General features: G+C 60.8%; 14 protein-coding genes and 1 pseudogene. 9 read left to right on the top strand and 6 right to left on the bottom strand.

Features of this window, described 5'->3' with window-relative positions; all coding sequences use genetic code 11:
* The first annotated feature begins 47 nt into the window (after positions 1–47).
* A pseudogene (locus tag VMA09_08575) lies at positions 48–1,041 on the top strand (IS630 family transposase).
* 12 nt (positions 1,042–1,053) lie between these two features.
* Positions 1,054–1,545 (top strand): hypothetical protein, encoded by a 492-nt coding sequence (locus VMA09_08570; protein ID HUA33647.1) that lies wholly within the window; start codon positions 1,054–1,056, stop codon positions 1,543–1,545.
* Positions 1,546–1,552: 7 nt separating this feature from the next.
* On the opposite strand, the gene VMA09_08565 is transcribed toward VMA09_08570, so the two are convergent.
* Both VMA09_08565 and VMA09_08560 read right to left on the bottom strand, forming a co-directional pair.
* Positions 1,553–4,438 (bottom strand): phosphoenolpyruvate carboxylase, encoded by a 2,886-nt coding sequence (locus VMA09_08565; protein HUA33646.1) that lies wholly within the window; start codon positions 4,436–4,438, stop codon positions 1,553–1,555.
* A 152-nt stretch (positions 4,439–4,590) separates the two neighbouring features.
* A complete protein-coding gene (locus VMA09_08560; GenBank protein ID HUA33645.1) occupies positions 4,591–5,526 on the bottom strand; it encodes a hypothetical protein in 936 nt (311 codons plus the stop codon).
* A gap of 316 nt (positions 5,527–5,842) precedes the next feature.
* Here VMA09_08560 and VMA09_08555 point away from each other — a divergent pair, with 316 nt between their 5' ends.
* The gene (locus VMA09_08555; GenBank protein HUA33644.1) at positions 5,843–6,532 is read left to right on the top strand and encodes a glutathione S-transferase N-terminal domain-containing protein; all 690 of its coding nucleotides are present in this window, start codon (positions 5,843–5,845) and stop codon (positions 6,530–6,532) included.
* Positions 6,533–6,572: 40 nt separating this feature from the next.
* Here the strand turns inward: VMA09_08555 and VMA09_08550 are convergent, their stop codons facing one another.
* The gene (locus tag VMA09_08550; GenBank protein ID HUA33643.1) at positions 6,573–8,954 is read right to left on the bottom strand and encodes a heavy metal translocating P-type ATPase; all 2,382 of its coding nucleotides are present in this window, start codon (positions 8,952–8,954) and stop codon (positions 6,573–6,575) included.
* 173 nt (positions 8,955–9,127) lie between these two features.
* Between VMA09_08550 and VMA09_08545 the strand changes: the two genes are divergently transcribed.
* Both VMA09_08545 and VMA09_08540 read left to right on the top strand, forming a co-directional pair.
* Positions 9,128–10,159, top strand: a complete 1,032-nt coding sequence (locus VMA09_08545) for an amidohydrolase family protein (GenBank protein ID HUA33642.1) — start codon at positions 9,128–9,130, stop codon at positions 10,157–10,159.
* A gap of 56 nt (positions 10,160–10,215) precedes the next feature.
* Entirely contained in the window at positions 10,216–11,298 is a 1,083-nt protein-coding gene (locus tag VMA09_08540; GenBank protein HUA33641.1) for a histidine kinase, read from the top strand.
* A 51-nt stretch (positions 11,299–11,349) separates the two neighbouring features.
* On the opposite strand, the gene VMA09_08535 is transcribed toward VMA09_08540, so the two are convergent.
* On the bottom strand, positions 11,350–11,856 hold the full coding sequence (locus VMA09_08535; protein HUA33640.1) for a DUF992 domain-containing protein: 507 nt from the start codon (positions 11,854–11,856) through the stop codon (positions 11,350–11,352).
* A 226-nt stretch (positions 11,857–12,082) separates the two neighbouring features.
* Here VMA09_08535 and zwf point away from each other — a divergent pair, with 226 nt between their 5' ends.
* The 4 genes from zwf to VMA09_08515 all read left to right on the top strand — a co-directional run bounded on the left by zwf (position 12,083) and on the right by VMA09_08515 (position 17,573).
* Positions 12,083–13,468, top strand: coding sequence for a glucose-6-phosphate dehydrogenase (gene zwf / locus VMA09_08530; GenBank protein ID HUA33639.1), 1,386 nt, complete (start codon positions 12,083–12,085; stop codon positions 13,466–13,468).
* Between the two features lie 20 nt (positions 13,469–13,488).
* Entirely contained in the window at positions 13,489–14,610 is a 1,122-nt protein-coding gene (locus VMA09_08525; GenBank protein ID HUA33638.1) for an FAD-binding oxidoreductase, read from the top strand.
* A 103-nt stretch (positions 14,611–14,713) separates the two neighbouring features.
* The gene (locus VMA09_08520; protein ID HUA33637.1) at positions 14,714–15,832 is read left to right on the top strand and encodes an SIR2 family protein; all 1,119 of its coding nucleotides are present in this window, start codon (positions 14,714–14,716) and stop codon (positions 15,830–15,832) included.
* Between the two features lie 22 nt (positions 15,833–15,854).
* Positions 15,855–17,573: a hypothetical protein gene (locus VMA09_08515; GenBank protein ID HUA33636.1), complete on the top strand. Its 1,719-nt coding sequence runs from the start codon at positions 15,855–15,857 to the stop codon at positions 17,571–17,573.
* A gap of 305 nt (positions 17,574–17,878) precedes the next feature.
* Here VMA09_08515 and VMA09_08510 read toward each other — a convergent pair whose 3' ends face one another.
* Entirely contained in the window at positions 17,879–18,178 is a 300-nt protein-coding gene (locus VMA09_08510) for a phage holin family protein (protein ID HUA33635.1), read from the bottom strand.
* A 43-nt stretch (positions 18,179–18,221) separates the two neighbouring features.
* Complete coding sequence (locus tag VMA09_08505) at positions 18,222–18,518, bottom strand: hypothetical protein (protein HUA33634.1); 297 nt, start codon at positions 18,516–18,518, stop codon at positions 18,222–18,224.
* Positions 18,519–18,637: the final 119 nt, after the last annotated feature.

Below are 18,637 nucleotides of genomic sequence, written 5' to 3'. Positions count from 1 at the left end.
TTACAGATTGGTAGCGGACTGCTAGGGTAGCGAGGGAGGTGGCGAGGATGAGCAGAGCGAACACGGCGTTGCTGATTGGCGAAGCTGAGCGCCTGAAACTGCAGGCCTTGGTCCGCTCGCGCAGCATGCCGCAGTCGTTGGTGCGGCGGGCGCGGATCGTGTTGCCGTCGGGCGAGGGCCAGTCCAATCGGGAAGTGTCACGGCGCTGCGGGGTCAGCGCCCCGGCGGTTAGCCACTGGCGGCGCCGCTATCAAGAACGCGGGCTGGCGGGTTTGCACGACGAATTGCGGCCGGGCCGCCCGCGCACTCACGACGATGAAAAGGTTGCGGAACTGATTAAGCTGGTAGTGCAGCGCAAGCCCGACCAAGCCACCCAGTGGAGCGTGCGCTCGGCAGCCGCCGTCACCGGCATCCCCAAGAGCACGGTGGGCCGCTATTTCGCGCGTCGGTTTACAGCCGCATCGGTCCAAGAGCTTCAAGCTCTCCACCGACCCGTTCTTCGTGGAGAAGGTGCGCGCCATCGTGGGGCTGTACCTTAATCCGCCCGACAAGGCGCTGGTGCTGTGCGTGGGCGAGAAGAGCCAGGTGCCGGCGCTGGAACGCACCCAACCGGTGTTGCCGATGGGGTTGGGTTATGTCGAAGGAGTAACTCACGATTACTACCGTCACGGCACTACCACCCTGTTCGCGGCACGCGATACCCTCGACGGCAAAGTGATTACCTCGTGCAAGCCGCGCCATCGGCACCAGGAATTCCTCGCGTTCCTCAATCACCTCGACCGCAGCGTCCCGGGCGGGCTCGACATCCATCTGATCGCAGACAACTACGGCACCCACGTCGAGCGCTGGTTCGGCCTTATCACCCAGCAGGCAATTCGGCGCGGGTCGTTCCGCAGCGTCGGCGAGTTAGGGCAGAAAATCGACGCCTACGTCGCCAGTTACAATCTGCATCGGCATCCCTTGGTGTGGACCGCTACCGCCGACTCGATCCTCGCAAAACTTCAACGCCTTCGTAAAGTTATTAATGGGACATCACGCTAGGTTGTGCGCGTCATGTATGCGTACCAAATCGCGGGATGGACGGTCTTTTTCTCGGTTGCGGCCGGAGTTGCGGCTACGCTGACCGGCCTCATCTTCGTCGCCGTTTCGATCAACTTGAGCCGTATTCTCGAATTTCCCGGTCTTTCGGAACGCGCTGCTGAATCGATTCTTCAGCTCGTCGCTGCACTCATGATTCCGCTGGTGGGCCTCGTGCCGGACCAGTCACTCACTATGCTCGGCATCCAGATAACGATTGGCGGGTTCGTTCTCTGGATCCTGCAGGTCCGGTTTCAGCGCCGCGCCTTGCATATCACCGAGGGCCGGCGGCGGCCGTTCTTTTCGTTCGCAATCGCTCAGGTCGCGACGATTCTGTTCATAGTCGGAGGAATCTCGACGATAGCGCGCGCGTTCGGCGGGCTTTACTGGCTGGTGCCTGGCATCATTTTCTCAATCGCGGTCGGCGTCTCGAACGCGTGGGTACTGCTGGTCGAAATTCTGCGCTGAGAACCCTTCACCCCATCGCGCCGATCTCGTGGCTGAGCGCGGAGCCGATGGCGCGCGCGAGTTCGAACAGTTTCGTCATCGGCTCGAAGACAGTGTTGTGCTCGACCGCGTAAGACAGCGCCGCCTCGGGCTGATAACTCGCAGTTTCGCCGAAATCATCGCCACCGGGATCCTCGGCCTGGATCGGAAAGATGTGCGAGAGGCGCTCGACCGCGTCCGACACCTCGAGCCCTAGGATTCTTTCGATCACATCTTCGCGCGTGACTCCGCCGCTCGGACTGAACGCCGGGATCGCCGTCGCGAGCATCGCGATTCGCTGTATCAGTGCAACGCGCAACGCGTGAAGCAGGACGAGCCTGCGGCGGCGCGCGCTGTCCGCGGGAGGCAGATGCTCAATCAGGAGCAGATGATCAGCCTGGAGGCGGCGGATGACGCGCGCGACGCGATCGTGGCGGGCGATTTTTTCGGTGAGGCGCGCGAGCTCGCGCATCGCCTTGGTCCGCGACGCGGCACGGGTGCGCCCCGAATGCGTCAGCCATAAGCCCGGGTCAAACACGTGCGCATACGCGCGCATCGCATCGAGGTCGCTGAACTCGAGCGCCGCCGCCGCAAGTTCGAGCGCGCGTCGGAAGCGTGGCGAGCGCGCATGCATCACGGCGAACATCTCGGGGTCGCGTGCTACCGCACGCCCGAGGCCGTAAATCGTGTTCGCGAAAAATCCCATCTGCTGAAGAATGGCGTTGTTCAGGATCGCGCGCAGCTGCGACGGATGCTCAATTGCCGGCGCGCGGCTCGACTCTTCGCTGATGCGCGCCGCGGGCCGCGAACCGCTGCGATAGAGCATGTTGGTGCCGTACAGCCCGAGCAGAGCCGCGTAGTCGGGGTCATCGACGAAACTTGAGAACTCCTGCTGCACGGTCGCGAAAAATTCCGCGGCATAGTCGGGCGCGGAGTAAATCGGATCGCCTGAACTCTCCGAATCGGCAGCGAAAGCGAAGTCAAGAATCCTCGTCACCACCGCAAGCGCGGCCGGCCTCGTGAGGAGGGGCAGGAATCCGTCGCCGCCCTGGAAACTCACCTCCTCTTTCACCCTGATTCCACGGCTTGCGAACTCGGCGCGATTCATCGACGGCGCGAGGTAGCGGAAGCGATCCGCGAGGGTTCCGGGATGGCCCCCGCGTCCGATCGAATCACCATGAGTGTTGAACAGGATCACTTCGAGTGAGCCGAGGCCGTGGCGCTCGAGCAGCTGCGCAAGACGCAGGCGCAGCCGCTCAATACGATACGTCGCCGCCATCTGGCCGACGAAACGCCCCGAATCAGAGTAACCGAACTGCACGGCGAAGCGGCCGAGCTTCGCCAGGTAGTTTCGATAATGCGGGCTCTTCAGCGCTTCTTCGATCACGCGCTCGCCGCGCTCGAACGCTTCCTCGGTCTCGAACAGCGGCGATATCTCAACCCGGTCTTCGACGCCGAAAAGCCGCGCGTAGTAGAGCGCCGTCAGCAGCGTGAAGCCGGTCTCGGTCTCCGCGATAAGAAAGCGGATCGGCGTGGCGGCATCGACGAACTTGACCATCTGCGCGACGGTCATCATCAGGCGCCGCGCCGAGGCCTGCTCGATCATGAGCGACGCGAAGCTGATCGTCACCGGGCGCACGCTGCCGAGCAGATCGTTGATCGCATTGAAATAAGAACGGCGGTTCGACGGATCGTTGGGATCGGTTTCAAGCCCGACGCGCCTGCGAATCGCATTGTGGAGTTGGCTCGTATTGAGCCGCACGTGCACATGCGCAAGGCCGGGGCCGTGGTTTGCCAGTGCAGCGCGCAGCACCAGCAGATCGATTCGGAGATCGTCATCGGCATCCGCGCGATCCAACGCGGAATCGACCAGTTCGATGAGCGGGGTGATATCGACCAGCGCGTCGGCGCGTCCAGCAACCATCGCGCGCGAAAATTCAGCCATGCGATGCGGCTCGCGCTCGGCCTCGGCGAGCAGGGCCGATTGCCGCGCGACGGTTGCGATCGCGCGATCGAGCAGATGCGCAGCCGGCTCGAGTGCTTTGACCAGCGGCAGCGGCGCCCAGGCCACGATTCTTGCGATCGCCGCGCGATACCGTGCGAGCGCGGCGCTTTTGTCGGCCATACGCACTGCGAAGCTGCGCATCGAAGTAACGTCGGTGCGGCCGTCCTGATCGTAGCCGACCCATGAGGCAAGCGTGATGAGACGCGGCGTGAGTTCGGTCCATCGATCCGGCCATTTCGTACGTGCAACGCTCAGAACGGCGTGACCCAGATCGTCGATCGCCTCATGCAAATGGCGCAGCGCTTCGAGCGACCACTCGTGCTCGATATCGAGAGTCAGTGGCTCGGGCGGGCGATGGTTCGCGGCGCGTGCGGCGTTCAGCCGCTCATGACGAGCGGCTTCGTCGAGCGGAGCACCGGCGCAGGTCGTTCCGCACCCAAGCTCAGAGAGCGCGCGCGCCGTCGCGAGCGAGATCGCGAAGGTAGGATGCGCAGTGAGGACGACGCCGAAGACCGGGCGCTCGACGGTTGTGCGAAAACGATCGAAGTCATTGCTTTTGGCCAACTCTTCGATATGGGTCGTGATAGCCGCGCGATTTGCGTCCGCGTCGGTTTCGCCGAGATACGTGTGGAGTCTGCGCGCGCGTCCGGCAAAGGCATCGACGGTGAGATCGCGCACGAGCGCATCGAGATCGTGGAGGCTTATCTCGCCGCGATCGATTCGCCGCGACAGATCGATCGCGAACAATACGATTGGATTACTGAAAGGGTCGGCTGCCGAGCGCTCGCGCAAACTGGCAAGGCCGGCCTCGAGAGCGGCGGGGGCGATGCGAGCTTCGTCATGAGCGCTGATTTTGTAACTCGATGCCACCGCGAGCTGTGCGCGCCGGCGATCCTCAATTCAGCCATGACGTTGCCGCCGGACACTCGGGAATTGTGGCAATCAAGCAAAGTTATGACGAGGGCAGCCGTTTAAACTTGGAATATCCTCACCCGCGCAGCGGAAGAGGTTATCCCAACCGGCTACCAGCCAAAGCCAACCGAGCCGGTGTACTGATTGTAACCCTGGCCATTGCCGTATTGGTTGAAGCGGTACTCTGCGCCGACGAATGACTTGTCGAGGATGCCCTGGATCGGCGGGAGCTTGAGCGCCGACAGACCAAGCTCGAAGCCTGCGCCGAATACGCCTCCGCCCTGCACGTCGGCGTCGTAATGACGATAGTTGGCGCCTGGATTGCCGTTTTTCACCACCACCGGCGTGCTTAACAAGTTGATATACATTGACGGACCAGCCAGTGCGTATGGCTTGAACGCCTCGAGACTCGCGAGCCCCAGCAGGCCCATGTCGAGGTGATATTGTACGGTCGGCTGCAGCGACAGCGTGTACATCCAGGTGTTGAATGGAGGATTACCGAGTTGGCTGATAAGGTTGGCGTTGGTGTAGGCGTGATTGCCTTGCGTCCATCCCACCAGCATCTCACCCGCGATAAAGCCACCGGGAATTCCATCTTCATGAGTCAGCAGCCGATGGTTGAGGAACGCGCCGTAATAAAGCCCGCCCGGCATCCCGTATGGCGACTCGGACCATCCCGTGCGGAATCCCACTTCGAGCGGAACTGAACGCTGCTTCTCCTTAACGTCGCTCAATTCCGCCTGCATCGCGGGCATTTGTTGCTGAATCGCGGTGAGCGGCTGACTCGTCTGCTGCATCTGATGCATCAGCAAGTCAATTTGCTGTCTCTGGGTGTTGAGCTGATCCTGAATCGAGTGATTCTGGATTTCGAGCGTCTGGTTCTGCTGCTCGAGCTGATTGATGCGAAGTTGCATCTCCTGTTGGGAGACCTTGGCGACTTTAGCCCGGTGTTCAGCGGCCGATGCGCCTGCGGGCCAGGTCGTCGCCAGCGCAAGCCCGAGAGCGAACGCTCGGATGCGGTTAGATCTCTTTATCGATCCTGACATGCCTTCCTCCCTGGACGCAGCCCCCAATCGAGCGGGTTAACGCATCAGGCATGCCAGAACACGAGGACTCACGTAGCGTTCAAAAGGCCGCTCAAATCAATACGAAAAAGGTTGTGCAGAGATGCGAGCGACAAATTGTTGGCGCGTTTGGATACCACTTTGTAGCCTCGACGACGCCAACGGAAGCAATCTTTCGATAGCTGCATTATCAGACCTGATTAGTTCGGAATCGATTTGCGACGCTTGCTCGCGGCGGGCGCTGCTCACATGATACGAGCAAAACCCTCAATCCAACCGCGCCTCAGGAGGCTCTAATATGATCGACCTCTACTACTGGCCGACGCCGAACGGGCACAAGATCACCATCTACCTCGAAGAGACCGGACTGCAATATCGAATCGTGCCGGTGAATATCCGCAAGGGCGAGCAGTTCGAGCCTGACTTTCTCGCGATCAGTCCCAACAATCGGATGCCGGCGATCGTCGATACTGACGGCCCCGGCGGCAAGCCGATTTCGATTTTCGAATCCGGCGCCATCCTCCTCTACCTCGGCGAGAAGACCGGCAAGCTTCTCCCCGCTGAGACGCGCGCGAAGTACGACGTCATCCAGTGGCTGATGTTCCAGATGGCCGGTGTCGGTCCGATGTTCGGACAGCGCGGGCATTTCCTGCGCGCCGCGCCGGAGAAGCTTCCGTATGCGATCGAGCGTTACACGAACGAATCGCGCCGGCTGCTCAACGTTATGGACAAGCAGTTGAAGGATCGGCCTTATCTCGCGGGCGAATACTCGATCGCTGACATCGCGACGTATCCGTGGGTAGTCGGCACGCGGCGCGAGCCCGAGCAGCTCGAGAGCCGGCCGAACTTCAAGCGCTGGCTCGATGCGATCTCGGAGCGACCTGCGGTCAAGCGCGGTCTGGCGGTGATGGCCGATCTGCCGCCCGAGCCGCTCGACGATGAAGCGCGCTCGATCCTCTACGGCAACAAGCAGTTCGAAAAGCGCTGAGTGAAATTGCGGGCGCGGCTCATCGCGGGCCGCGTCCGTCTCAGAGCGAGAGGCGTCTCAGCCGCAACGCGTTGGTGATCACCGAGAACGAGCTGATGCTCATCGCGGCCGCGGCGATCATCGGACTCAGCAGGATTCCGAACGCGGGATAAAGAACGCCTGCGGCGATCGGAACGCCGAGACCGTTGTACACAAACGCAAAGAAAAGATTCTGCCGGATGTTCCCCATCGTCGCGCGGCTGAGCAATCGCGCACGCACGATTCCGCGCAGATCGCCCTTGACGAGGGTCACGCCCGCGCTTTCGATCGCGACGTCGGTCCCCGTTCCCATCGCGATCCCGACCTGCGCCTGCGCGAGCGCAGGCGCATCGTTCACGCCGTCTCCCGCCATCGCGACGATACGGCCCTCGCTCTGCAGCCGCTTGACCGCCTCGGCCTTCTGATTCGGCAACACCTCGGCGACGACCTGATCGATGCCGAGCTCGCGCGCGACGGCTTCAGCAGTGGCGCGGCTGTCGCCGGTCAGCATGACAATCTTCACACCGTCGGCGTGAAGCTGGCGAATCGCTTCGGCTGTCGTCGCTTTGATCGGATCGGCCACGCCGAGCAGTCCCGCGACCTTGCCGTCGATCGCGACGTACATCACGGTCTGACCCTCGGTGCGCATCGCATCGCCGTCGGAGGCGAGCGCGGTGCCAGCGCCGATTCGTTCCATCAGCACCCGGTTGCCGAGCGCGACCTGGTGATTCCCGAGCATGCCCGTGACGCCTTTTCCAGGGATTGACAGGAAGTTATCAGCATTGCTCAGGATGACCTTGCGGGATTCCGCGCCGGCGACGATTGCGGCTGCGAGCGGATGCTCGCTGCCGCGCTCGAGGCTCGCGGCCAGCCGCAGCATCTCGTTCTCATCGAAGCCCGGCGTCGCAATCACCCTGACCAGCTTGGGCTTGCCTTCGGTGAGCGTGCCGGTTTTGTCCACGACAAGAGTATCGACCTGGCGCAGCACCTCGATCGCCTCGGCGTTTCTGAAGAGCACGCCGAGCGTCGCGCCTTTACCCGTCGCGACCATGATCGACATCGGCGTGGCGAGGCCCAAAGCGCACGGGCATGCGATGATCAGCACCGCGACGGCGTTGATGAGCGCGTGAGCCATTTTTGGGTCGGGCCCCAATGTCGCCCAAATGATAAATGTGATGATCGCGGCGCCAACGACCGCCGGGACGAAGTATGCGGCGGCGCGATCCGCCAGGCGCTCGATCGGAGCGCGACTGCGCTGCGCTTTGGCAACCATCTTGACGATTTGCGCGAGCAGGGTCTCGCTGCCTACGCGCTCAGCGCGCATCACGAATGAGCCCGCGCCGTTGACGGTCGCGCCGATCACGCGATCGGCGGCGTGCTTCTCGACCGGGATCGGTTCTCCCGTCACCATCGACTCGTCGATCGCACTTGCGCCCTCAACTACGACGCCGTCGGCGGGAACTTTCTCTCCTGGCCGCACGCGGAGTTGATCTCCGGGATGCACCTCGTCGAGCGGGACGTCTTCCTCGACGCCGTCGCGGATTCGGCGCGCGGTCTTGGGTGCGAGGCCGAGCAGCGCGCGAATCGCGGCGCCGGTCTGGCTGCGCGCGCGCAGCTCGAGCACCTGGCCGAGCAGGACCAGCGCGACGATCACGGCCGCGGGCTCGAAGTACACGGCGACCTCGCCACCCGCGCCGCGGAACGAAGGCGGAAAAATCTGCGGCATCGTCGCCGCGACGATGCTGTACACGTATGCGACGCCGACGCCGAGTCCGATAAGCGTAAACATGTTGAGACTGCGGTTGACGATCGACATCCACGCGCGCTCAAAGAAGGGCCATCCACCCCACAACACGATCGGCGTGGTGAGAATCAGCTCGGTAAAGATGAGAGTCGCAGGCGCGAGAATTCCGCCTGAAACGATCATGCTGCCCATGTCGAGGATGACGACGATCGCCGCGAGCGCGGCGCAGACCCACAGCCGCTGCGTCATCGCGTCGAGTTCGCTCTTATCCTCGACGGGAGTTGCGGTGCGCGGCTCCAGCGCCATCCCGCAAATCGGACACGCGCCCGGACCGGGGCGCACGATCTCCGGATGCATCGGGCAGGTGTACTCAACCGGCCCCGCGATCGCGGCAACAGGCTTGGGTGCCGCGGCGCCGTGCGACCTGTGCCCATGCAGGTGCGCGGAATGATCGTGCGCCGCAGGCTTGTTCAGGTAGCGCGCGGGATCGGCGGCGAATTTGTTGCGACATCCTTCACTACAGAAGTAGTAGGTCGTCCCACCACTTTCGGTTGACCACTTCGAATTCTCGGTCACGCTCATGCCGCACACGGGATCCTTGAGCGGAGCCGCGCCCACGCTGGATGGCGCCGGATGATGCCCGTGATGCTCATGCTCCATCGAAAAAAACTCTCCTCAAGTCAGATGCCGCTCGATTTATTCCCGATACGGGTCGCGCTCCCACCGATCGCAGGCAAGCGCCATCCTATAGAGTTAGACGATCGCGGATTCATCTTCGCAACCATTGAAATCTTGCTGCGGATCGATTCCTTTACAGCTAAGGAGCAACGCCGATGGCAAACGAACGCGAACAGTCCCCCGCGCATCGCGAAGATTGGCTGGCACTGGTCAGCGAGCAAGTGCTCGAACCTGAGACCGCCATCATCGATCCGCACCATCATCTATGGGATCACCGCAACAGCCGCTACCTGCTCGAAGAGATCCTGCACGACACCGGCTCGGGCCATCGCGTGCTCGGTACGGTGTTCGTCGAATGCATGTCGATGTATCGCAAGGACGGACCCGACGCGATGAAGTCGATCGGGGAGACTGAGTTCGTCAACGGCGTCGCGGCGCAAAGCGCGAGCGGCCGCTATGGCGACACGCGAGTCGCCGCGGGAATCGTGAGCTTCGTCGATCTGACGCTGGGCTCGGCGGCGCGTGAAGTGTTGCAGGCGCATATCGCGGTCGCGCCGGAAAGGTTCCGCGGCATCCGCCATGCCGCAGGATGGGACGCGCATCCCGACGTCGCGAATTCACACACCAACCCGACGCGCGATCTGTATGACTCGGCGAAATTCCGCGAAGGCTTCGCGCAGCTTGCGCCGCTGGGTCTCACCTTCGATGCGTGGAACTATCATCCGCAGATCCCGGAGCTGACGAGCCTCGCGCGCGCGTTCCCCGGCACGACCATTATACTCGATCACTTCGGCGGACCGCTCGGCACCGGTCCTTACGAGGGCAAGCGCGCCGAAATTTTCCCCAAGTGGAAGGCCGACATCGCCGAGCTCGCGAAATGTCCGAACGTCGTGGTCAAGCTCGGCGGAATCAACATGGCGGTGAACGGCTTCGGATGGCATCGGCGGCCCAAGCCCGCGACCTCCGACGAGCTGGTCGCGGCGACCGGCGATTACTACTTCCACACGATCGACAAGTTCGGGCCGTCGCGATGCATGTTCGAGAGCAACTTCCCGGTCGATCGCGTATCGTGCTCGTACCTCGTGCTGTGGAACGCGTTCAAGAAAATGGCGGCGCGCTACAACGATGACGAACGTGCCGACCTGATGCGGCGCACCGCGGCGCGCGTTTATCGGCTCAAGCTCTGACTGCGATTTTGCGTCATCGCACGATCGCTGGTTGACTGATTCGCGGAGGTACTCGGATGAAAGCTCCGGGCATCGGCGACCTCGATATCGCGATCGCGCGTGCGCGAATCGTTTTCTCGCTGGTCGCACTTTTTTCGATTTACGTCGATCCGACGACGGCGGGCGGCTTCCTGCAGCTCGATCCGCTCGTACTCGCGACATTGCTGTTGCATCTGACCTACAGCATCACGACGTGGCTCGCGCTCAGCAGGTTCAACGCGGGACGGCGAATGCTGACGGCGTCGGTCGCGTTCGATCTCACCTTTGCCACCGCGCTCGCGTTTATGACCGAAGGCAAGACCAGCCCTGCTTACATCTTCTTTGTGTTCGCGATCATCGCGGGCGGATACCGTTTCGAAATTTGGGCTTCGCTCGGCGTGACGGCACTTAGTGTCGCGCTCTACCTGATAGTGATCGCGCTCTCGCCGCACGGGCTGTCGAGCGTTTACATGATGCGCGCGGTGTACCTCGCCATCGTCGGCTACCTGATCGAGTTTTTCGGCGAGCAGCGTGCGCGCTTCGAGTCCCGCCTTCGCGAGCTGGAGAACGCGGCGCAGCGCCAGCTGATCGCGCTCGAATTGCACGACGGCTACGTGCAGGCGCTCGCGGGCATCAATCTGCGGCTCGAAGTATGCCGCCAGCTTCTCGGCTCGAAGCGGCCGCACGACGCGCTCGCCCAAATCACGGAGCTGCAGACCGGAGTCACGCGTGAATACGACGAAGTGCGCGATTACATCAGGACGCTCGCCGGCACCGAGCATAAGGGCTCACGCGACAACTCGATCGCCAGCGCCGACACGCGCTTTCACGTGCGCGCGGAATTCACCGGCAGCGCGATGGTCGTCGAGCACGTGATGCACATCATGCTCGAAGGGATGCGCAACGCGTGGCATCACGGCAATCCACATAGCGTCAAGGCGGGAGCTGCGGTCGCAGGCGATTCAATCCGGATTACGATCGACGATGACGGGGCAGGATTCGGCGAGACCAAGGAAGCGCCGTGGGCGATCGCGCTGCGCGTGGCCGAAGTAGGCGGCCGTGTAAAACTCGACGGCGCGCAACCAGGCGCGCATCTCGAGATCGAGATTCCGGCAACTTAGCCGGATGCGAAACGGGAGCCGATGTTGCCACCGGCTCCCGTCATAGTCGGATTAGCGGGGTTCTTTTTCGCCGCGATACTTTAGGCTCAGCGCCGCGACTCCGGCGGCGATGTTGAGGCCGTTCTGGCCTTCGAATGACACGGGCTGCAGCGCGATCGAATGTTTGAAGCCGCCGATCAACACGTTGGCGCCCGCGCCTGCGCCCAGCGCAACGCTCGCCGTCGCGCCGCCGTAGCTCCCGGCAAGTGCGCCGGGCCTGAGATCGTTGGTTGGCGCGGCGACCGCCCACAGGATCACGGCGGACTTCAGATAGCCGATATCCGCGCCGAACTTGGAAACGCTTCCGCTGTAATACTCAGTTCGGCCACCGTTCGCCGTGTAAGAGCATCGGAGATCGCGCGACGAACCGAAGACAAATCCCCATCCCGCAGCCTCATGGCAGGTCAGGTATCCGGTTTTGATCGTCGCCTTCTCTTCCGCGTGCGCGGGCAGCGACCAGCAGCTCAGCAGCGCGCAAGCCGCAACAAGCGCAAGTTTGGTTCGAAGTGCAGGTTTCATTGGCTTCTCCTCGGCAGCTCAGATTGCTGATGAAAGCGTAAATGGAAATATCGCCGTTAGACAATTAGATGACGCAGTGGTCGTGAGCGTGTCACTGTGCTAGCGCGAATCGTTTTCGCGGCAGGAGCATCTCACCAGTAGCGCAGAAAGTGCCAATGGGTTGTAATCGTCACGAAGTGCCCGGCGGCTAAAGTTCCGCTGCCTCATCTGACCCAGGAGACTATCCATGGCAGGATTTGAATCAGATGCCTTTGTTTTCTTCGGCGCAACCGGCGACCTCGCCTACAAGCAGATCTTTCCCTCGCTGCAGGGGCTGATTCGCGACGAAGGGCTCGATACGCCGATCATCGGCGTCGCCAAATCCGGATGGAACCTCGAGCAACTCAAAGTGCGCGCCAAGGACAGCCTCGAGAAGCATGGCGGTGTCGATGAAGCGGCCTTCAAAAAGCTGAGCGAGCTGCTGCGTTATGTCGATGGCGATTATGCCGACACCGCAACGTTCGCGCAGGTCCGCAAGGAACTCGGCGAGGCCAAGAAGCCGCTGCATTACCTCGCGATCCCGCCGAGCATGTTCGGCCCCGTCGCCGAGGGGCTCGCGAAGTCGGGATGTGGCGACAATGCGCGCGTTGTCGTGGAGAAGCCGTTCGGCCACGACCTCGCGTCGGCAGCCCAGCTCAACGATATCATCCACAAGTATTTTCCCGAGAATCGCATCTATCGCATCGATCACTATCTCGGCAAAGAGCCAGTTCAGAACGTTCTTTATACCCGCTTCGCCAATCCGATCTTCGAGCCGATCTGGAACCGCAACTATATTCACAGCATCCAGATCACGATGTCCGAAGAGTTCGGCGTGCAGGATCGCGGACGCTTCTACGACGAGGCCGGCGCAATTCGCGACGTCGTGCAGAATCACATGCTGCAGGTCCTCGCCAACCTCACGATGGATCCCCCGACCGGCGAAGATCATGAGGCGATGCGCGACGAGAAGGCCCGTCTGTTGAAGGCGGTGCGGCCGCTTTCGCCGGAATCGGTGGTGCGCGGGCAATATCGCGGCTATCGCTCGGTTCCGGGCGTCGCTCCCGGCTCGACGGTCGAAACCTTCGTCGCACTGCGCTTGCTAATCGATACCTGGCGATGGGCCGGCGTGCCGATTTTCATCCGGGCCGGAAAGCTCCTGCCGCTCACCGCGACGGAGATCTTCGTTGAGTTCAAACGGCCGCCGCGCGAGACCTTCCATGAAATTGTGCCGGCGCGTTCGGCGCACATGCGAATGAGGATCAGCCCCGACATCAGCATCGGCCTTGGCGTACGCGTCAAGACACCCGGCGAGCGGATGGTCGGCGACGACGTCGAGCTTAACCTGACGCGGCGCGCCGCCGACGATGAGCCGCCGTATCAGCGGCTGCTCGGCGATGCGATGCGCGGCATCAATGAACTGTTCGCGCGGCAGGACCTGGTCGAGGCGCAATGGCGGATCGTCGAGCCGATCCTCGGCAACGTCACGCCAGTTTACGTTTATGAGCCGGGCACCTGGGGACCCGAGGAAGCCCAGCAGTTGATCGGCGCCGAGGGACCGTGGGTCGCGCCGCGCCCGCCTGAGAAAAGCTGATACAATTGTTCCAGGCCGCCATGGATGTCCGGCGAAATCAGTGGGGCGAATCGCCGTGGTTGCACGAGAGCCTGGAGCTTGAGCCGCCGGCCGCGTTGTTCGCGAGTCCGGATGTAATCGTAGTCGGCGCAGGATTCACCGGCACTTCCGCCGCATACCATCTGGCTAAACTTGGTGTTCGCACACTGGTGCTTGAAGCGGAAACTGTAGCGGATGGGGCGAGCGGGCGCACCGGCGGCCTAGTGCTCGAAGGAACGGCGACAGGACCGCGTCCGGGAGTCGAAGCATGCGTGCCGAAACTTCGCCGCCTCGTCGATGAAGAAGGAATCGATTGCGAACTCGATCTTCCCGGATGCTGGGAGATTGAGCATCGCGAGAACGCCGCGGCACAGATGCTGCCCTGGGCGGACGGCGGCAAACGCGTCGCGATCGCGCGAACTGTCACCGGTGGCACTGTCGAACCTGCGCGATTGAACATTGGCCTCGCCCGCGCGGCGCTTCGCGCCGGGGCTGCGATTCGCGAGAATGCCCGCGTCACGCGAATCGAGTACGAATCCAGGCCAGCAGTATATATCGATAATGAATGCTTACACGCCGACTGGGTAATCGTCGGCATCAATGCATGGATGCGATCGCTGGTCAGTCAATCGCCGTCGGCGCGGAGCTCGCTCACGTTCGCCGTGGCAACTGAGCAACTGAAAGATAGTGTGATTGATGAGATCGGTCTCGGCGACGTAATTCCTTTCTATACCGCCGACCTTCCTTACTTGTGGGGGCGGACGATGCGCGACGGTCGCGTCATATTCGGCGCGGGGTTGCTCTTCGCGGCGCCCGACGAACTCGAACAAGTCGGAACCGACCATAGAGAATTCGCGAATATCATTTCCGCGCTGCATGATCGAATCCGCCGGCTTCACCCGGCGTTAAGTATGGTTGAGCTTTCCGCTTCCTGGGCGGGACCGATCGTATTCACTGAAGGCGCAGTCCCCATAATCGGAAGTGTACCTTCATGCCCGCGAGTCCTCGTCGCCGGCGCATATGCAGGCCACGGCGTCGCGCTCAGCGTCCGCGCCGGCGAAGTGCTCGCAAATTCGATCGTCCACGGCGAACCGCTCCCCGCCTGGGGCGAACTAACGCGCTGACGCTGGCTACCCGTTTTTAGCACTTCGCGCCACAGTGAGTGGGGTACACTGCTCCTGGCGGTTAGCTTCGACCCGGATTTATGCAGTCGGGGCTAGCCTTTCAATGATCATGATGCTAGTGCTGCCGTTAAAGGGAGGGCTGCGTCGAATGACGAGGGGGCCAGACGACGAAGTATACGACGACATCCTTGGTAGAGTCTCTTCCGGTAACGCTATACTGTTTCTTGGTGCTGGAAGCACCGCGAAATGCAAACGGGAAGATGGCCAGTTGGGAGTCACTGGTAGTGAACTCGCCAAGGCAATTCTTCGCAAACTGGTAAAAGGCAACCAACTGGCGCTGAAAGACCATCAAGTTCCCGCCTTGATGGAGGCAGCCGAATATTTTCAGAGCAACATTGGGCGATCGGAACTCGATGCCTTCGTGTCGGAACGGCTTCGCGATCTTCGTCCAAGCCTTGGTCACTATCTGGCCGCAAGTTTCCCGTGGAAGGCAGTAATCACCACGAACTACAATACCGTCGCCGAACTGGCGTGGTCAGAGGCGATGCGGATTGGATTCGCCGCCCGCAAGATAGTCGTCATCCGTACCGACCATGACCTGGTAGAACTCAAGCGAGACGGAGACGAAGAAAGCGACGAGGGCGGCAAAACAATAAACCTCTACAAACCTCATGGCTGCCTGACACTCCAGAGCAAACCGGCATTGAGGATGGTGATCACCTCTCAGGACTATATCAAGTCGGAAACCATCCGAAAGACGATGTACCGCGACATCCGGAAGCTGGCAGAGAAATATACTACCGTATTCGTCGGTTACAGCCTGGCGGATTATACCTTTCGCAACCTCTATTACCGTCTATATCTTGATCTGGGTTTGTGGGCGCGACGCTCGTATTCGGTGGCCCCCATCGCTCCTGCGTTGATATTCAAATGGAAATCCCGAGCGATGGAAGACATGAAAACCACTTTGCTCAACTCGACCTTTGATGCCTTCATGTTACGGCTCGTCAGAAAACGTGGAACGTTGGATCCGCAACTGAAAGAAATTGCGAAATCGCACTGGTCCGATGTGCTGTCGAGCAACAAGGGGTACATGAGCGATTTGCACTGGAGCGATTTCTCGACGCTCAGTTCAGATAAAGGAAAGATCGGCAAAGAACGGCCGAAAAAGAAAAAGAGGGGCGCTCGTCTCCTGGCATTCGGTGGCTCCGCGTTGCCGTAAGCAAAAGGCTCACACATATCCAATGCCGACAGTTGGTCAAGTGGTGCATCGCTTGCTTCCCGGCGCCTCAAAGGAGCGCGTCGAGTGGCCTGCCTTTCCTGTCTGGCCGCCTGATTTGTTTGCAGTATGCGCAACTCTGGTCGAGATGTCCCAGTGCTATCGACATCGACACTACACTGAGCATTCGCGCGACAAATGCTTCTTCCGCGGCTCATACAAGGATACAGTCCAAAATGTGGGGTATCGGTGGCGGGTCCTGGATCTGAAAAAGAACGACAAAGAGACGATATTCCTCGGCGAGCAATGGGCTACTCTTTATCACAACCGCAACAAACCCGTGGTTGTAGTAGGGAGCCCTGCGGGCCGGCCTTCAGCGGCTGAGAAATGGTGGGACGCGGCAATGATGTTGATGGCCGTCGCCGATGAAGCGTCGGGTGGACTTGGATTTCGTACTGAGAAACGAATAGTTCCATTTGCCGACTATCTACACGCCCAGGAGCTCCGAATGGAGCGGCATCGGCGCTCTTCGATCAAGCTCCCGCACAGTATTTGTATGGCGGTCCCGCCCGAAGAAGCATGTGTGCAACCGAAAACGCGGACTCCCCAAGTGGGCGTGACGTTGCGAACCATGTCCCACAACCTCGCCCTGCTGCCTCCCCACGGCACGTTTGCCACGACCTGGATTACACTTCCGACCGCGATTGAAAAAAGACAGGCTATAAATCGATCTGGTGAAGAACCATTTAACCTCCTAATCGTTCCCTATCCGTTCGGTGTCAGCGGCTTTTGCTTTCGCGAAGACGCACAACCAGGAGGCATGGAGCCTCGCTTCTTCGAATGTGAACAGAAATGGCTACGTGGCAGGGCCGCAGGTTCACCGGTCGGAACGGAACTCGGCAAGTCGCTGCTGCGTTTGATTCGAGAAGCGAAAAAAGGTGTCAGCCGCGTACACGGTATAGTAATGCCGGAGTTAGCGGTCGATGAAACCCGCGCCAAAGCGCTCGTTCGACAATTGAAGAAGGCCGATGTCGAGCTATTCGTAAGCGGCGTACTAAAACGCGGACGAGGTTCGAAGGATTTCTCGGCAAACGTGGCATGGGCGGTTCCATTCTGGAAAGGCGGCGTACCTTTCATAGCCGAGCAGCCTAAGCATAATCGCTGGCGCCTGGATCACTCGCAAATCATCCGCTACAGCCTCGGTCATGTGCTCAATCCCAAGGACACATTTTGGGAGAGAATCGACGTGTCGCGGCGAAACGCCCAATTCTTTGTTTTTAGAAACGGCGTCAGTTTCACGTCAATCATTTGTGAGGACCTGGCGCGAGTCGATCCGGCCGGAGCGGTCATTAGAGCGATCGGTCCGAACCTGGTAGTGGCGCTCTTGATGGATGGGCCGCAACTGGAATCACGCTGGCCGGCGAAATATGCATCGGTGCTTTCGGAGGATCCGGGCTCCGCTGTCTTGACTGTGACCTCGCTCGGAATGGTGAAGCGATCGATGGCTCCGGGGGCGTCTGGAGATCGAGTGGTGGCTTTGTGGCAGGAGCCGGGCGAGCGAGCCAAACAGATCAATCTTCCTCGTAATGCGCACGCGCTGTTGCTCACCCTCTCGTTCTCGACACTAACCGAAAGAACTTTTGACGGCAGAGACGATGGGGGAGGCAGCACGCGAATCCGCTTGAGCGGATTGCGCGCTGTTGTCGATCCTAAACTCGACTCGGAGGATCGCGATGTTGTATAAAGCAACGATGGCTTCTTCGCGCGGTATGACAGCAATTTTCGATGAGGCACCCGTGACCCGCAATCTCTTTCGGCGCGAGCTCGGCAGGGATTTGCAAGACCCGCGGAGCCAACGAAACATCAAGAACGCCAGCCGATTTCTCGCATCCGACCCGATCCCGACTGTTCTCGTTGAGGCGAAGAGATCGAAGGCCTCGACCAGGTCAAAAGCCGCTGTAAGCTCGTCGAGCCGCGCTAAAAAAAAGCGATCACTGTCGCAAGCTCACGGACGAAAATCACGTACAAAGTGATCTCGGTCGGTCACCTTTAATTGTTTTCCGTCGGTGGCGCGCTGGTGCGGGAAGGTCTCGAACGCACGACAAGAGCAGCCAATGCCGATAGCAAAGCCGTGAGTGCGAAGGCAGCCCACCAGTCAATCCAGTGATGAAGTAACAGGACGACCGCTGCAAGGACGCATAGGAGGGCGCATCCCACTAGACCCGCCACTGCCAGAGTCGCGAGCATCTGATCGATTTGCGCCTGCAATGCGTTGCGCAAACCGAGCTCCGCGAGATGAATCTCGGCCTGGATCATCTTGGATAGGTCTTCGAGAAACCTTGCGGCCAACGTCGGCCAATCCTGCGGAGAGGCCGGCGCAAGACTATCATCCTCACTTATCGCCATTGCCGAGGTTCTCAGTCGCGACAATTAATCGCGAAGTGCCGATCCCGAGCAGCAGTCCGAACAGTATCGGCTCGAATATCTGGTCGAGCGTCGACCCTGCAATAAATCCGAGCGCCGCCGTGATGCCGATCGCCGCGGCCGGATAGCGGTTGACGATGACACGCTCGGGGTTGAGCTCGACCTCCTCGACTTTCTGGCGGATTTGCTCCGCGGTATCCAGCAGTCCGCGACGCGCTTCGTCGAGGTTTTCTTCAATCTTCAGTTTCTCGAGTTCCGTTGTCATGGTGACCTGCAAACATACTCGCGAGCAGCCCGGTTACCATTCCGGCCGCGAGCTCCCGCGCAACCATCCTGGCCACAATTGACGTCGCCATCCTGCCCGGAATAGTCAATCCGCCGCCG

This window comes from Candidatus Binataceae bacterium (assembly GCA_035508495.1).
Classification (GTDB): Bacteria; Desulfobacterota; Binatia; order Binatales; family Binataceae; genus JASHPB01.
Note: the sequence above shows the minus strand (reverse complement) of the source record. Positions and strands in the feature narration are given on the sequence as shown.